At 64.3% G+C, this 14,366-nt stretch carries 13 protein-coding genes; 5 read left to right on the top strand and 8 right to left on the bottom strand.

Going from position 1 to position 14,366, the window contains the following annotated elements:
* Positions 1-31: 31 nt before the first annotated feature.
* The 4 genes from LY284_RS23750 to LY284_RS23735 all read right to left on the bottom strand — a co-directional run bounded on the left by LY284_RS23750 (position 32) and on the right by LY284_RS23735 (position 2,269).
* The gene (locus tag LY284_RS23750) at positions 32-973 is read right to left on the bottom strand and encodes a GGDEF domain-containing protein (RefSeq protein ID WP_233388430.1); all 942 of its coding nucleotides are present in this window, start codon (positions 971-973) and stop codon (positions 32-34) included.
* Positions 974-992: 19 nt separating this feature from the next.
* Positions 993-1,616: a chemotaxis protein CheC gene (locus LY284_RS23745; RefSeq protein WP_233388162.1), complete on the bottom strand. Its 624-nt coding sequence runs from the start codon at positions 1,614-1,616 to the stop codon at positions 993-995.
* Entirely contained in the window at positions 1,609-1,977 is a 369-nt protein-coding gene (locus tag LY284_RS23740) for a response regulator (protein ID WP_014251608.1), read from the bottom strand. Before LY284_RS23740 ends, LY284_RS23745 begins: the two co-directional genes overlap by 8 nt.
* A gap of 109 nt (positions 1,978-2,086) precedes the next feature.
* Positions 2,087-2,269 carry a hypothetical protein gene (locus tag LY284_RS23735; RefSeq protein ID WP_041731998.1) on the bottom strand — a complete coding sequence of 61 codons (183 nt, stop codon included), beginning with the start codon at positions 2,267-2,269 and terminating at the stop codon, positions 2,087-2,089.
* 515 nt (positions 2,270-2,784) lie between these two features.
* Between LY284_RS23735 and LY284_RS23730 the strand changes: the two genes are divergently transcribed.
* Complete coding sequence (locus LY284_RS23730) at positions 2,785-5,055, top strand: hybrid sensor histidine kinase/response regulator (protein WP_233388161.1); 2,271 nt, start codon at positions 2,785-2,787, stop codon at positions 5,053-5,055.
* 168 nt (positions 5,056-5,223) lie between these two features.
* A complete protein-coding gene (locus LY284_RS23725) occupies positions 5,224-6,627 on the top strand; it encodes a hypothetical protein (protein WP_233388160.1) in 1,404 nt (467 codons plus the stop codon).
* A gap of 72 nt (positions 6,628-6,699) precedes the next feature.
* Here LY284_RS23725 and LY284_RS23720 read toward each other — a convergent pair whose 3' ends face one another.
* Positions 6,700-7,251 (bottom strand): NADPH-dependent FMN reductase, encoded by a 552-nt coding sequence (locus tag LY284_RS23720; protein ID WP_014251605.1) that lies wholly within the window; start codon positions 7,249-7,251, stop codon positions 6,700-6,702.
* A 479-nt stretch (positions 7,252-7,730) separates the two neighbouring features.
* Here LY284_RS23720 and LY284_RS23715 point away from each other — a divergent pair, with 479 nt between their 5' ends.
* Positions 7,731-7,970: a DUF4148 domain-containing protein gene (locus LY284_RS23715; protein ID WP_041731995.1), complete on the top strand. Its 240-nt coding sequence runs from the start codon at positions 7,731-7,733 to the stop codon at positions 7,968-7,970.
* 108 nt (positions 7,971-8,078) lie between these two features.
* Here LY284_RS23715 and LY284_RS23710 read toward each other — a convergent pair whose 3' ends face one another.
* Positions 8,079-9,059, bottom strand: a complete 981-nt coding sequence (locus tag LY284_RS23710) for an AEC family transporter (RefSeq protein ID WP_233388159.1) — start codon at positions 9,057-9,059, stop codon at positions 8,079-8,081.
* 534 nt (positions 9,060-9,593) lie between these two features.
* Between LY284_RS23710 and LY284_RS23705 the strand changes: the two genes are divergently transcribed.
* The gene (locus LY284_RS23705; RefSeq protein WP_233388158.1) at positions 9,594-10,163 is read left to right on the top strand and encodes a lipocalin family protein; all 570 of its coding nucleotides are present in this window, start codon (positions 9,594-9,596) and stop codon (positions 10,161-10,163) included.
* A gap of 13 nt (positions 10,164-10,176) precedes the next feature.
* Here the strand turns inward: LY284_RS23705 and LY284_RS23700 are convergent, their stop codons facing one another.
* Complete coding sequence (locus LY284_RS23700) at positions 10,177-10,431, bottom strand: hypothetical protein (protein WP_050878526.1); 255 nt, start codon at positions 10,429-10,431, stop codon at positions 10,177-10,179.
* A gap of 104 nt (positions 10,432-10,535) precedes the next feature.
* On the bottom strand, positions 10,536-11,984 hold the full coding sequence (locus LY284_RS23695) for a sigma-54-dependent Fis family transcriptional regulator (protein WP_233388157.1): 1,449 nt from the start codon (positions 11,982-11,984) through the stop codon (positions 10,536-10,538).
* Between the two features lie 306 nt (positions 11,985-12,290).
* Here LY284_RS23695 and LY284_RS23690 point away from each other — a divergent pair, with 306 nt between their 5' ends.
* Positions 12,291-13,691 (top strand): GntP family permease, encoded by a 1,401-nt coding sequence (locus LY284_RS23690; RefSeq protein ID WP_233388156.1) that lies wholly within the window; start codon positions 12,291-12,293, stop codon positions 13,689-13,691.
* Positions 13,692-14,366: the final 675 nt, after the last annotated feature.

The following is a 14,366-nucleotide window of genomic DNA, read 5'->3' as shown; positions in this document are numbered from 1 at the left end:
TTGCGCCTGATCGGCCGGGCCGCGCGGCGCGTCAGGCGAAGCCCACCGCCCGGTTGCGCCCTTCGCGCTTGGCCGTATAAAGCGCGGCGTCGGCCTCGTTGATGAGCGCCTCGTAGGATGACGTCACGCCGGCTCTCGCCCGCGCCGCGCCGACGCTCGCCGTCACCGGCACGCGCGCGCCCTGCACATCGATGGGCGTCTCGCCGATCGCGCGGCGCACCTTCTCCGCGACGATCATCGCATCGTCGAAGTTCGTGCAGGGCAGGAGCAGCGCGAACTCCTCGCCGCCGAAGCGCCCGAACACGTCCTGCACGCGCACGCTTTTCGCGACGCGCTCGGCCATCACGCGCAAGACCGTATCGCCGACGAGGTGGCCGAGATCGTCGTTGATGCGCTTGAAGTGGTCGAGATCGAACAGCAGCATCGAAAGCTCGCCGCCGTAGCGCTGCCAGCGCGAAAACTCGTCCGCGAGGCGCAGTTCGAAATAGCGCCGGTTCGCGATGCCGGTCAGGCCGTCGCGGTCGGCGAATTCCTGCAGCTTCGCCACGGCTTCGTCGCGGGCGCGCTGCATCATGCTCGCGTGCGTCGCGTCGGAAATCGTGACGCACACGGCGCGCACCTCGCGTTCGAGCGTGAGCGGCATGAACGTGCAGTCCTGCTGCATGAAATCGACGCCGCCCGTGATCGGACGGTCATGGTCGAACTTGAACAGATACGGCCGCTGCTCCCACGAACTGAACGCGAAACTGCCGAGCTGGAACACGCTTTCCACCTTGCGCGTGAACCACACGCGCGGCAGCTCCGGAAAGCTCGCGAAAATCGATTTGCCGATGACCTGATCCGCCGTCTTGCCGCTGTGGTCCTGCATGAAGCGGTTCCACATCAGCACGTTCAGGTCGCGATCGAGCACGAAAATGCCGAAGCCCACGCGCTCGATCACGAGTTCGGAAAGCGCGTGCCGCAGTTCGTCCATGCTCACGATAACGCCCCGTTCAGATGCTCGACAGCAACGTGTCGAGCGCGTCGCTCAAGTGCACGATGGCGTCTTCGGCCATCAGCATCACGAGATGCGCGCGGAAACTGTGGTCTTCGAGCGCGAAGTTCACTTCGAGCAAGAGCGCGGTCTTCCAGGCGAGCATGGCGGGCTGGAAGACATCGTCGAGGCCGATTTCCTGGCCGAGCATGCCCGGCGGCGAAAAAATCGGCGAGCGGCCGAGGCGGTCGAGAATGCACGACACGCACGCGCCCATCAAGACGGTGGCGACATCGAAGACGAGTTCGGTGCGCGTCGTCGCTTCGTAGGTGGACTTGGTGTACGGATCGTCGACGAGCGCGCACAACTGATCGACGCTGCCGCTCTTGCACAGCACGATCGCCTCGCCCTTGATGTCCGAGCGGAAACCCTGCCGCACGGCCGTGACGGTATCGGTGATGCCGGTCATCTCGGCGAGCGCGGCGGACGCCTCGGCCACGCTCACGACCCGCACGCGCGGCACCGAAAGCTCGATGAACGTGCCGAGCAGCGCCGACAGACGCGTCGCGGCCTGGCCCATCGCCATGTTGGCGACTTCCTGCAGCGCGTCGCGCTGATCTTCGTTCAGGGCGGCCTCAACCATGAAGTCCGTACTCCTTCAAAACGGGACGCAGCGCTTCGGGCGTCACCGGCTTCGGCAGGAACGCGATCGCGCCGAGGGCACGCACGCGCTCCTGGGCCATCGGCTGCACGTCGGCGGACACGACGATCACGAACGTGTTCAGGTCTTCGTGCTGCAAGGCGTCGAGCACCTGATAGCCGGTCATGTCGGGCATCGTCAGATCGAGGAACATCACCGAGGCGCGGCCGGCGCGGTAATGCTCCAGCGCCTCGCGTCCGTTGGTCGCGTAGGAGATCTCGACATCCCAGTCCGGCGGCAGCGCGCGCGTCAGCACCTTGCGCGCGAGCAGGGAATCATCGGCAATGACAATCGGCAACGGCATGGCTGGCTGGATCTCTTGTGCGTTTTCGGGCTGAAGCGGCCGTCTCGGCTTACACGGCATGCTCTCGCAAGTAATTACGGCATCCGCGCGGCGAACTTTATGGCGATGTTCACGGCGCGACCGGCGCGAACCCCTTGACGCGGCGATTGTGCGGACGCTGTCGGACGTGCGGGTCGGCGGCAATGAGCCACGCGCGGCGCCCGTGGATATAGGCGCGCCATGCGGCGGGCGTGCGTTGGACGATCAGCGCGCGCAAGGCGCGCGATGCGTGTTGAGTCCCGATCGGCGTCATATCGACTGCCCCGTGCGTGATCCGGACGTTGCCGGACCGTGGCCTTTTCTCCTCGCCCCGTCGCGCTGCTGGCCGGCGTCATCGACGGACTCAGCGGTACTGCTCCCCGGCGCGCGCCGCGAGGCTGCTTGTATTTCCGGCGTTCGCTCTCGCGGCGTATACGTCGGATGATTGCATTGTGTGCTTATGAGAATGTCAAGGCAACTCGCCAAAGTGCTTCACACGAAATAATCTGATGAAAATATTCGATGATCGGGCCATTTTCACTCGACGGACCGCAATGTGATAGGTTCTCATGCTTTTGTGTACGTTTGCGCTTCCGGGAATCTCGCTAACTGCGCGGCGCGTTCGAGTCTTTCCTCGACCGTTGCGCGCGCTACGAAAGATTGTCCGGCATGTTTCGTGCGTTCTTTTTGCGGTTCCACCGCTCACGTCGGACGGGCCGTGCCCGCGTACGCGCCCAGCGTGTACGGAAGGGTTGGGCGCCGAGTAAGTTTTCCAATTCGCTGCCAAAAATGACGCTGCAACGTGAGGAGTCCGAGGCCGGGCCTGCTGCGGAATCATGGCAGGACGAACCGCCATTTCCGGTGGTGCCGGAGCGCAACTTCGCCGCGCAACGCATGACGCTGTATGCGCTGCTCGTCGCGGCGATCGTGCTGCCTTGCGTGTACGTCGTGGCGACCGCGTTCACCGATTACCACGCGCGCGTCGCCGACGCCTCCGAGCAGGTCGCGCGCAACGCGCGGGTCGCCGAAGAGCACGCGCTCAAGGTCTTCGATCTCAACGTGACGCTCAACGAGCGCATCGTCGATCTGCTCGACGGGCTCGACGCCGACGCGATCCGCCGCGAGAGCGCCACCATTCATCAGCGGTTGAGAGCCGTCAGCAATAGTTATCAGCAGGTCGCGGCCGCGTCGGTATTCGGACCGGGCGGCAAACTGCTCGCGACGAGCCGCACGTTTCCCACGCCCGACATCTCCGTTGCGAATCGCGAAGACTTCGGCGGACTGCGCACGGGCCAGCAGATCGAGCAGATTTCGCGCGTGATGACCGGCCGCGTCGCCGGGGAGCAGGTGTTCAACACGGCCGTCGCGCGCCTGACGCCCTCGGGCAAGTTCGACGGCATGGTTTCGATCGCGCTGCGGCCCGCCTATTTCGCCGCGTTTTATCGCGAGCTGATCGGCGATAACCCGAGCGTGTCGCTCGGCCTGTCGCGCTCCGACGGCGAAGTGCTCGCGTGGTATCCGCCGCGCCCGCCCGACCGCATGACGCTCGCGGCCAGTTCGCCGCTGCGCGACGCGTATCGCGGCGGCGTGCGCAGCGGCGTCGTCAAGATGGTTTCGGGGCTCGACAATCAGTTGAAGATCGTCGCGTTCCGGCGCGTCGGCGCGTATCCGGTCTACGTGTCGAGCGGCTATCCGATCGCGACGATCTGGTCGGCGTGGTGGAAACATCTGAGCGTGCTCGCGCTGTCGATCTTCGCGCCGTGCGTGGTGCTGTGGGGCGTGATCGGCCAGTCGCTGCGGCGGCTCGCGACGGAAGAAGAAGCGTGGGAGCGCTGGCAGGCGGAAGCGTCGATGCGCCGCTCGATCGAATCCGCGTACCGGCAGGCGCGCAAGATGGAAGCGCTTGGCAATCTCGTCGGCAGCGTCGCGCACGACTTCAACAATCTGCTGATGATCGTCTCGACCAACGTGCAGATCGCGCGGCGGCGCGGCGCGCCGGGTCTCGATCGCGAACTGACGGCGATGGAGCGCGCGCTGAAAAGCGGCCAGTCGCTCACGCGCCAGTTGCTCGGCGTCGCGCGCAAGCAGCCGCTGCGCAGCGAGATCATCGCCATCGGCAAATGGGTGCCGGCCGGGCGCGAGTTGCTGCGCGCCTCGCTCGGAGCGAAAGTGGCGCTCAACGTCGAGGTCGCGCCCGACCTGTGGGCGATCCGCGTCGATCCGGCGGAACTGGAACTCGCGCTCATCAATGTGGCGGTGAACGCGCGCGACGCGATGCCCAACGGCGGCACCTTCGCCGTGCGCGCGGACAACGTGCGCTTTCGTCATCAGGACGGCTTTCCGATCACCGGCGAATTCGTGCAGATCACGCTGGAGGACAACGGTTTCGGCATGAGTTCCGACGTGCTCGGGCGCGCGTTCGAGCCGCTTTTCACGACCAAGCCCAAAGGCATGGGCACGGGTCTCGGCCTGCCGCAAGTGTTCGCGTTCTGCGAGCGCGCGGGCGGGCTCGCGACCATCGACAGCGCGGTCGGCGCGGGCACGGCCGTGCGCCTGTATCTGCCGCGCGCGGCGGCGGCGGGCGCGACGGAGGCGGCCGCGGCCGAAGAACTGGCCACGGAGAAGGAAGCCGACGGCCTGCGCGTGCTGCTCGTCGAAGATAACGAAGAGGTGGCCGCCGGCACCGAGGCGCTGCTCACGATGATGGGCCACCACGTCACCTACGTCTTCAACGCCGATACCGCCGCGACGGTGCTCGAAGCCGCGCGCGCCGACGCATCGACGGAATTCCCGTTTGACGTGGTGCTCTCCGACATCCATATGCCGGGGCAGATGAACGGCATCGATCTCGCGGAAATGCTCCAGCGCGCCGAGCCGCATCTTCCGGTGATTCTCGTGACCGGCTACGCCGAGGAGCTCGACCGCGCGCGGCAGGTCGGCGCGCGCGTGCTGTCGAAACCGTTCGATATCGCGTTGCTCGACTCGCTGTTGCGCGCGATTCACGAGCGCGTGCACACGCCGGGCGTGGACAGCCGCACCGCGCGTTCCACCGACCGCTGATCCGAGCGCTTTTTCTACGCGCGCTTGTAAAAGCGCGTCCCCGTTTGATCCCCGATGACAGCGCGCGCCGCCCGCGCCGATCCGGCACGCGAGTTGCGTGAATCCCCTCATGCACGGCGACACCACGTTGCCGATCCCAAGGAATTCCGCCCATCGCCGGAGGAGACTATGCGACACACCGTCATCGGAGTTTTCGACACATTCGCGCAAGCCGAGGATGCGCGCTCGGCCCTGATCGCGGCCGGCTTCCCGCGCGCGGATATCGAGTTGCAGGCCAATCCGAAACGCGACGACGCCGCCGCGCCCTCCGACATGCCCGACGCCGAGACGCACGCCGAGCCGGGTTTTCTGGCGAACATCGAGCGCTTTTTCAGCATGCTCTTCGGCGGACGCGATCAGCCGCCCGAAGTCGCGCATTATTCCGAGGCCGTGCGGCGCGGCGCAGTGCTCGTTGCGGTCGATACGCCGAGCGTCGAGCAGGCGGACGTCGCCCGCGCGACGCTGAGCGATCAGGGCGCGATCGATATCGACGAGCGCGCGGCAAGCTGGACGACGCTGGAACACGGCACGCCCGCGTCCACGGCGGCGGCTGACGACCGCGATCATTCGGTACTCGACGAACTCGGACGCGGCAGCGCCGTGCCCGGCCGCGAGCCGATCAACGACCCGGACGCCACGCCGGCGATGCGTGCGCGGGCGTATCCGCGCGCCGATGTCGGCGATCCGGCCACGCTCACGCCGCGCGATTACGTCAGCGACCCGGCCGACGATCCGCTGATGCCGCGCCAGGGCATGCAGTCGCAATCGCAGTCGATGCAGTCGCAGTCCCAATCGACGCAATCGATGATGAGCAAAGACCCGCTTGCGGGACGCGATCCGCTGACGGGCCGCGATCCGTACGCGACGACCGGCATCGATCCGCTTGCCGATCCACTCGCCGGCACGCCCGCCGATCCGCTCGCGGCGCGCACCGGACTCGCGGGCGAATCGCTATCGGAGCGCGATGCGCTCGCGGGCCGCGATCCGCTGCGCACGACGGGCGCCGTTCCGCCCGAGCGCGCCGCGATGGACGATCCGCTGAAGGCGCGCGACCCGCTGCCGGGCGTGCGCACCGACACGGCGTCGGAATGGCGCTCGGTCGAACCGCTCAGCCCGCTCGACGAGCCGGCGGCGCCGTATCAGCCGGGCGCGGCGCGGGCGGTGGGATCGTCGCCCGATCCGGTGGTGACATCGGCGGGCACGCAGGCATCGGGGCCGGTCGGTCCGTCGCCCACGATGTATCCGCAAACCACGCCTAACGAGTTCATGGAGTACGAGGAGGACTTCCGTGCCGACTATGAATCCAAATATTCGGCGACGGGCGAGCCGTACGAGGACTATCAGGGCGCGTATCGCTACGGCGCGACGCTCGGCAACGACGATCGCTACCGCAGCCGCGCGTGGGACGATCAGATGGAGTACGAGACGAAACGCGACTGGGAGAGCAAGCATCCCGAAGGCGATACGTGGGAGCGCTTCAAGGCCGCGATCCGCCACGGCTGGGATCGCGTGACGGGGCATCATCACGTTTGACGCGCGGAAATCGTCGCGCTGATGGAAGAACGGCCCGCGCTTGCGGGCCGTTTGCTTGTCAAAGGTGAGCGCTTACACCGCGCGGTCGCGCACCCATGCGGCGTACTTGTCCATGAACGTCTGCAGATACTTGCGCGTGTCCTCGCTCACGATGTTGCCGTTCGCGTCAATACGGCTTTCGTCGTGCTTGATGTACATCTCCGGCTGATTCATCAGCACGATATCGAGATACGCGCACACGCCGCGCAGATGCGATTGCGCGATGGCCGTGCCGATCGCCCCGACCGAGGTGCCGATGATCGCGCCCGGCTTGCCGCCCCACACGCTCTGCCCCCACGGACGCGAGGCCCAGTCGAGCGCGTTCTTCAGCACGCCCGGCATCGAGCGGTTGTATTCGGGCGTGACGATCAGCAGGCCGTCGGCATCGGCGATCTGTTGCTTGAATGCGCGCGCGACTTCGGGAAAGTCGCTGTCGTAGTCCTGGCTGTACAGCGGCAGGCCGCCGATATCGACGAAGTCGAAGGAAAAATCACTCGGCGCAAGCGATGCAAGCGCGTGCGCGAGTTGCTTGTTGAACGAATCCCGTCGCAGGCTTCCAACGACCACCGCGATCTTCAAGGCCATGACATTTCCCTCGTGAATGGTTGAAAAGATGAATGACCGGACGATGCTCCCGACCGGAAAACGCCGTCCGCATGACGACGCGCGAGCACATGATAGGCGCAACGCAAGGAAACCGTCTTCGATACCCGCCGATGCATTCCGCCTATTTTTGCGATGAATCGTGCAATCTACCTCGCGCCGCGACGCCACGCGGTTCGCGGCGAGCTATCCCCACGGTTATCCACAGTTTCTGTGGATAAGTTTGGGGTAAGTATTCCGGCTTTCAGTTTTTGATACGCAGACGAAACACGGTGCACCCGAATGGGCGGCTCGCCTGCTCAGGCAGACGAATTTTGCGCGTGGATAGAGGCGAATTGCGCGCCAGCATTCCACCACTCCTGACAACAATGTATTGGTTCAATCGGTATTTTTGGCCAATAGCTTTACTCGTAGACTTCCTCTCAAGCGTCATCCGACGCAAAGCCATCCTGGAGGTTACGATGAAAAAGATGCTGATCAGCGGTCTCGTCATGTCCGCGATTCTGGCCGCAGCGCCCGCTTTCGCTCAATCGACGTCCGCAGGAAAAACGCGCGCCGAAGTCAAGGCGGAACTCGCCAGCGCGCGGAGCGCCGGTGATCTCGACGCCATCAATTCGCTGAGCTACCCGCAACTGCGTCCGTATCAGGAGCGGCATGCGCAACTCCGTGCCGACATGCGCGACGGCGGCAGTTCGCGTTAATTCGTAACCGGTTCGAAAATCAGAGCGGCAATCTGAACTGGCCCTCCTCCACCGTCGAACAGAAGGTGGTTTCGCCCGATGCGCTCGCATCGGGCGTTTTTTTGTCTGCTAGAGCAGGACGGTCAGACAGAACGTGACCGTGACGAGCGAAATCACGGTCGAGAAGAGAATCGTGCTCGACGTCACGCCGCCATCCCGCCGATAAAACTCCGCGAGCATGAACGGTCCGGTGCCGGTCGGCAGCGCGCTGAGTATGACCGCCGACTTCGCCCAAAGCGGCGGCAAGCCGAACAGATGCAATGCCAGCCACCACGTCAGCAAGGGCTGAGCGAGCAGCTTGAGCGCGACGAGCGCGCTCGTCGTCTTGACGTTGTGCGCCTCGCCTTTCGCGCCGAGAAAGAGCCCGAGCGCGACGAGCGCACAGGGGCTCGCCGCGCCGCCCAGCAGCTTGAGCAATGCTTCAGCGCCTTCCGGCACGCGCGCGCCCGAGCCGCTCAGCAACGCGCCCGCGACCGGCGCGACCAGCAACGGATTCTTTGCGAGCGACTTTCCGACTTGCAAGAGCGTCGCGCCGATGTGCTTCTCCGTCTGAAGCCCGAGCTCGATCAGCACGATCGCCACCGCGAACAACACGCACACGGTGAGGATGGTCGCGATGACGGCGGGCGCGAGACTCTCCTTGCCGAACGCGAGCAGACAGAGCGGTATGCCGACAAAGCCGGTGTTCGGGTAAGCGGCGTTCAAGCCGTCGATGCTGGCATCCGCGAGACGACGAGACTGCATCAGGCGCACGGCGAGCGTGAGCAGAAAGATCACCGCCGAGCCGATGCCGAAAGCGGCGATGAACGCGGGCTGATCGAGCATGCTCCACGGCGTTTTCGCCATGATGTCGAAGAGCAGCGCGGGCAGCGCGAGATAGACGACGAAGCGGTTGAGTTCGGACGCCGCGCTCGGGCCGAGCTTGTTCAGCTTGCGGCATGCGTAGCCCGCGAAGATGAGGCCGAAGACCGGCAGGATGATCGTGAAGAGTGGCGTGAGCAGCGAAGGCAGTGATGCGAATGCTTGAAGCGAGGGAACCGGCGAAGGCATGAGGCAGCTGCTTTGAATGCGGAATGGAGAGAGCGTGAGGATACTCCTCATCGAAAAGGTGAGGCATTTCGGGAGTATCGCGACGGTGAGCCCCCTGATCGGTACGAGGCTCACTCTTTGACGAATCATCGGGATCGCGAAGCAAACCCTTTATCTCAGTCACATTGTTAGCTGGATGATGCAAACCGTTGTTCCATAACGTATTCGATTTGCACGCCGATCAGGCTTGCAGGACATCGCGCGGGGCGCGCCATCTTGCTCCGCATCCATCCCATTCGAGGCGACGAAGGCGGATTCGGCTTGAAGTGAGGCAATTCGGGAGCGGCACCGCGGGCGCGAAGTTTGCATTCGGCCACGTCCTCGGCGCGAGGCAAATCCCCGCGAAGACAAGCACTTACGGGCTTACGCGGTAGTGGCGGCACGCGCGCGGACACCATCGGCGAAGGGGAAAGGTGAGGCAATGCGGGAGCCGCCCCGGACGGAACGAAGCTTGCTGCTCCGTCTTCCCTGAATCACTTCAACTACGCGGGAAACATGAACATCCGAAGATCCTGGGCATACGGCGCCGCCGCGCTTGCGTTGATCGGCGGCATCGCGACACTGCTCGCGTGCTCATCGAGCGGGGCGCGCAAGAGCGGCAACGACCATGTGCCGGAACCGTCGAAGGCGGTCGATCTCGATCGCTATCTCGGCCAGTGGCACGAGTTCGCGCGCTACGAGAACCGCTTCGAGCGCAACTGCGAAGCCGTCACGGCGAACTACGCGCGGCGTGACGACGGGCTCGTGTCCATCGTGAATGCATGCAGGCAAGGCGGGCTCACCGGTCCGTACCGCTCGGCGGAAGGCCGCGCGAAGGTCGTGCCGGGATCGAACGGAACGAAGCTGAAGGTGTCGTTCTTCGGTCCGTTCTACGTCGGCGACTACTGGATTCTCGATCACGCCGACGACTACACGTGGTCCATCGTCGGCGAGCCGACCGGCCGCTATCTGTGGATATTGACGCGCGAGGCGAAACCCTCGGCGGAGTTGCGCCGCACGCTGATCGAGCGCGCGCGGGCGCTGGGTTACGACGTCACGATGCTGCGCGAGACGCAGCAGGCTTGAGCGGCGCGCGCGCCTAGCTTCCCTTGCACGCGACGAGCAACGAGTTCTGATTGTTCTCGGTGGTCTGGCCGAGCACGTCGTAACCGCTCGGACAGAGCACTTTGGCGTTATCGGTGCAATTGCGCCAGCCGCCATACGCGGGGCATTGGATCTGCTGCGTCGGGCGTCCATCGGCGGAAAAGAGCGGCGGCGCGCTGCTGCATCCGGCAAGCGCCCACGCGCTGCCCGCAAGCATGACTGAAAGGCCGATGGCACGGCCGGTTTTCATCCCGCGTTTCATCTCATACCCCTTTGATTCTTGGTCGTTATTTTCGATTTCGGGAGTATGCCACGCGAAGCTTTCGCGTCGATTTGCCTGTTCGCGAAAGCGCTTCAGACCGCGATGCCCAGCGCGGCGATCTTCTTGTACAAGGTCGCCCGCCCGATGCCGATTTTCTCCGCCGCATCCGCGACACGCCCGCCGCTTGCGCGCAACGCATCGGAGAGAAAGCGCCGTTCGAAGTCGGCCATCGCGTCGGCGTAAGACGGCATCGGAGGCTCATCGTCCAGCGCCGTGTCCGCGGGCGGCGCGAGCGCAAGACGCCCCGCATCGATGAACGCGCTCAGCATGCGCGCGTCGATGTGCTCGGTCTCCGACAGCATCAGCGCGCGTTCCAGCGTATTGCGCAGCTCGCGCACGTTGCCCGGCCACGAATACGCTTCGAGCAGGCGCAATGCATCCTGGTGCAGCACGAAATGGCCGACCTGCCCGGGACGCGTATCCGCCGACAGATCTTCGAGCGTCGCGTAGGCGAGCGCTTCGATATCGCCGGGCCGCTCGCGCAACGGCGGCGCGTGAATCGTCAGCACGTTCAGCCGATAAAACAGGTCCGCGCGAAAACGCCCCGCCGCGACGAGCGCGGGCAATTCCGCCGATGTCGCCGCGATAATCCGCACATCCGCGCGCACGATGCGATTCGAGCCGAGCGGTTCGAACTCCTTGTCCTGCAAGACGCGCAGGAGCTTGCCCTGAAGCGGCAGCGGCATATCGCCGATTTCGTCGAGAAAGAGCGTGCCGCCGTCCGCGAGTTCGAACTTGCCGACGCGGCCCTTGCGCTCCGCGCCGGTATACGCGCCCGCCGCCGCGCCGAAGAATTCGACTTCGAGCAGCGTGTCCGGAATCGCGGCCACGTTCACGGTGACGAGCGGCTTGCCCGCGCGCGTCGATGCGCCGTGGATCGCGTGCGCGAGCAGTTCCTTGCCGGTGCCGGTTTCGCCGAGCAGCAGGACGGGCGAATCGACGAGCGCCGCGCGCCGCGCCTGGCGCTTCACTTCCAGACTCGCCGGACTCGTGCCGACGAAGCTCGAAAACGTGTACTTCGCGCGCCGCGCCTGAGCCAGCGACTGACGCGTCGCGATCAGTTCCTGCTGCACGCGCGAGTAATGCGCGAAGAGCGGCGTGAGCGCCTTCATCTCGTCGAAGAGCGCAAAACCGATTCCGCCGATGGTCGCGCCCGCTTCATCCTTCAGCGGCAGCCGCGTGACGACGAGCGGTTCGCGGTCGGTTTCCAGCACGTCGAGCAAAATCGGCTTGCCGGTCGCGACGACTTCGCGCATGAGGCTGTTCGGAATGACCGCTTCGCAGTCGAGGCCGATCGCGTCGAGCGGGTCCGCAAAGCCGAAACGCGCCGCGTATCGCTTGTTGATCCACACGACGCGCGCGTCCGCATCGACGATGAAAGTGCCTTCGCTCAGATTCTCGAAGGTCTTGAAAAGCGACTCCATCGCGCGGCGCATCACGTCGCTGTAGTCCGCGGGGACGTTGATCCAGTCGTTGCGCATGGCGCCTGAAAGCTCCTCTTTCTCTTTATGGAGACGAAGGATCTCAATTTCGAGACGAGCCGGCAATCCGCATCTGTACTAATCTCTTGGCTGCGCCGGTGCCCGCGCGCGGCTTTTCAGGCGTCTCCGTTTGGAGACATGCGGCTGAAACGTGGCGATGTCATCCTCAGCGGATGCCCGCCACGCCTCGTTTCGCGGCCCTGGCACGAAATCTGCATTCGGCCCGCGCGGTGCGTATCCTTGCGCCGCAGGCGCTTCCACGAGAAGCGCGGACCCGTTTCAAAGAACAAACCACCAGGAGACTCAATGTCGTTCTTCATCGTGCTCGCCGCTCTGGCGTTCCTGATGCTTGCCGCCTATCGCGGCTACAGCGTCATTCTTTTCGCGCCGATCGCAGCACTCGCGGCCGTGCTCCTCACCGATCCGGCCGCCGTCGCGCCGGTGTTTTCCGGCATCTTCATGGAGAAGATGGTCGGCTTCGTGAAGCTGTATTTCCCGGTGTTTCTGCTCGGCGCGGTGTTCGGCAAGGTCATCGAGCTGTCCGGCTTCTCCGAGTCGATCGTGGCCGCGGCCATCCGCTATATCGGCAAGGCGCGCGTCAATGCGGTGATCGTCGCGGTGTGCGCGCTGCTCACCTATGGCGGCGTGTCGCTGTTCGTCGTGGTGTTCGCGGTGTATCCGTTCGCAGCGGAGATGTACCGCCAGAGCAATATTCCGAAGCGCCTGATGCCAGGCGCGATCGCGCTGGGCGCATTTTCGTTCACGATGGATTCGTTGCCGGGCACGCCGCAGATCCAGAACATCATCCCGACGACGTTCTTCAAGACGACCGGCTGGGCCGCGCCGTGGCTTGGCGTGATCGGCTCGCTGTTCATCATCGTCGTGGGGCTGACGTTTCTCGAATGGCGCCGCCGTTCCGCGATGGCGAAGGGCGAAGGCTACGGCACGTCGCTCGTGAACGAGCCGGAGCGCGTCGAATCGACGTCGCTGCCGAATCCCGTTCTCGCGATCGCGCCGCTGATTCTGGTGGGCGTGGCGAACTTCGCGCTGACCAAGTGGATTCCGACGTGGTACGGCGCGAGCTATTCGGTTCCGCCAGAGGTGCTGCCGGGCGTGCATGCGCCTGTCACCACGGCGATCAAGACCGTCGTCGCAATCTGGGCCGTTGAAGGTGCGTTGCTGCTCGGTATCGTGCTTGTGCTGCTGACGGCGTTCTCGCGCGTGAAGGAACGGTTTGCGGTGGGCACGCGGGCGGCGGTCGCGGGCGCGTTGCTCGCTGCGATGAATACGGCTTCCGAGTATGGCTTCGGCGGCGTGATCGCGGCGTTGCCGGGGTTTATCGTGGTGTCCGATGCGCTCAAGAGCATTCCGAATCCACTCGTCAATGCGGCGATTTCCGTTTCGGCGCTTGCGGGGATTACCGGGTCGGCTTCCGGCGGGATGAGCATCGCGCTTGCTGCCATGTCGGATACGTTTATTGCCGGGGCGCAGGCGGCGCATATTCCTCTGGAAGTGCTGCATCGGGTTGTGGCGATGGCCTCGGGGGGGATGGATACGTTGCCGCATAACGGGGCGGTCATTACGTTGCTGGCAGTTACCGGGCTTACGCATCGGGAGTCGTATCGGGATATTTTTGCTGTTACTGTGATTAAGACTTTGGCGGTGTTTTTTGTTATTGGGGTGTATTACTTGACTGGCGTCGTTTGATTTCTTTTTGCGTTGTTTTTGTGGCGGGGAATCCTGATTTCGCGTCGGTCTATTTGCACTGCCCCTCCCCGGGGCGGGGGTAACTTTCTTTGCTGCTGCAAAGAAAGTCACCAAAGAAAGCAGCTTCTCACCGCCCGCGGTCACACGCAGTTTGGCCACTCTTCTCCTACAAGGCGGCACTCGCCTAAAGAGTGCCCTCATAGGCCCAATCGGGCTTGGATCGCGCACGGTCTGACAAGCCAGTGCGCGAAGCGCGCTGGTTCAGCACGAAATAGCTTCGGCACAGCGCTGCGCGCTGCCGCCCGGTATGCGAGGGAAACCGCACGCAAACCCGATTGACCCATCGGCCGCGAAGCGGGCTGGAACTTGAAATGGCTGTACCAGTTTGTTGAGTGGCGCGGTGTGACGGATCGTGCGCGATCCAAGCCCGATTGGTCTTGTGAGGGCACTCTTTAGGCGAGGGCCGTTCCCCGAGGAGAAAAGTGGCCAAACTGCGTGTGACCGCGGGCGGTGACAAAGCTGCTTTCTTTGGTGACTTTCTTTGCAGCAGCAAAGAAAGTTACCCCCGCCCCGGGGAGGGGCAGTGCTAATAGACCGACACCAAAGCAAGTTCCCCAAAACCAAAACAAAAAAAACAAAAACCAAAAAGCCAAAACAAACCCCAATTCCCCCCAC

This window comes from Caballeronia sp. PC1 (genome assembly GCF_021353155.1).
GTDB classification, from domain to species: Bacteria; Pseudomonadota; Gammaproteobacteria; order Burkholderiales; family Burkholderiaceae; genus Caballeronia; species Caballeronia cordobensis.
This window is presented reverse-complemented; position numbering and strand designations above follow the sequence as displayed.

What these genes read in the sequence shown, in the direction of transcription:
- LY284_RS23710 (WP_233388159.1), bottom strand. Translation starts at nt 9,059, where the DNA reads ATGCCTTCGCCGGTTCCCTCGCTTCAAGCATTCGCATCACTGCCTTCG.
- LY284_RS23720 (WP_014251605.1), bottom strand. Translation starts at nt 7,251, where the DNA reads ATGGCCTTGAAGATCGCGGTGGTCGTTGGAAGCCTGCGACGGGATTCG.
- LY284_RS23745 (WP_233388162.1), bottom strand. Translation starts at nt 1,616, where the DNA reads ATGGTTGAGGCCGCCCTGAACGAAGATCAGCGCGACGCGCTGCAGGAA.
- LY284_RS23740 (WP_014251608.1), bottom strand. Translation starts at nt 1,977, where the DNA reads ATGCCGTTGCCGATTGTCATTGCCGATGATTCCCTGCTCGCGCGCAAG.
- LY284_RS23695 (WP_233388157.1), bottom strand. Translation starts at nt 11,984, where the DNA reads ATGCGCAACGACTGGATCAACGTCCCCGCGGACTACAGCGACGTGATG.
- LY284_RS23730 (WP_233388161.1), top strand. Translation starts at nt 2,785, where the DNA reads ATGACGCTGCAACGTGAGGAGTCCGAGGCCGGGCCTGCTGCGGAATCA.
- LY284_RS23750 (WP_233388430.1), bottom strand. Translation starts at nt 973, where the DNA reads ATGGACGAACTGCGGCACGCGCTTTCCGAACTCGTGATCGAGCGCGTG.
- LY284_RS23715 (WP_041731995.1), top strand. Translation starts at nt 7,731, where the DNA reads ATGAAAAAGATGCTGATCAGCGGTCTCGTCATGTCCGCGATTCTGGCC.
- LY284_RS23700 (WP_050878526.1), bottom strand. Translation starts at nt 10,431, where the DNA reads ATGAAAACCGGCCGTGCCATCGGCCTTTCAGTCATGCTTGCGGGCAGC.
- LY284_RS23725 (WP_233388160.1), top strand. Translation starts at nt 5,224, where the DNA reads ATGCGACACACCGTCATCGGAGTTTTCGACACATTCGCGCAAGCCGAG.
- LY284_RS23705 (WP_233388158.1), top strand. Translation starts at nt 9,594, where the DNA reads ATGAACATCCGAAGATCCTGGGCATACGGCGCCGCCGCGCTTGCGTTG.
- LY284_RS23690 (WP_233388156.1), top strand. Translation starts at nt 12,291, where the DNA reads ATGTCGTTCTTCATCGTGCTCGCCGCTCTGGCGTTCCTGATGCTTGCC.
- LY284_RS23735 (WP_041731998.1), bottom strand. Translation starts at nt 2,269, where the DNA reads ATGACGCCGATCGGGACTCAACACGCATCGCGCGCCTTGCGCGCGCTG.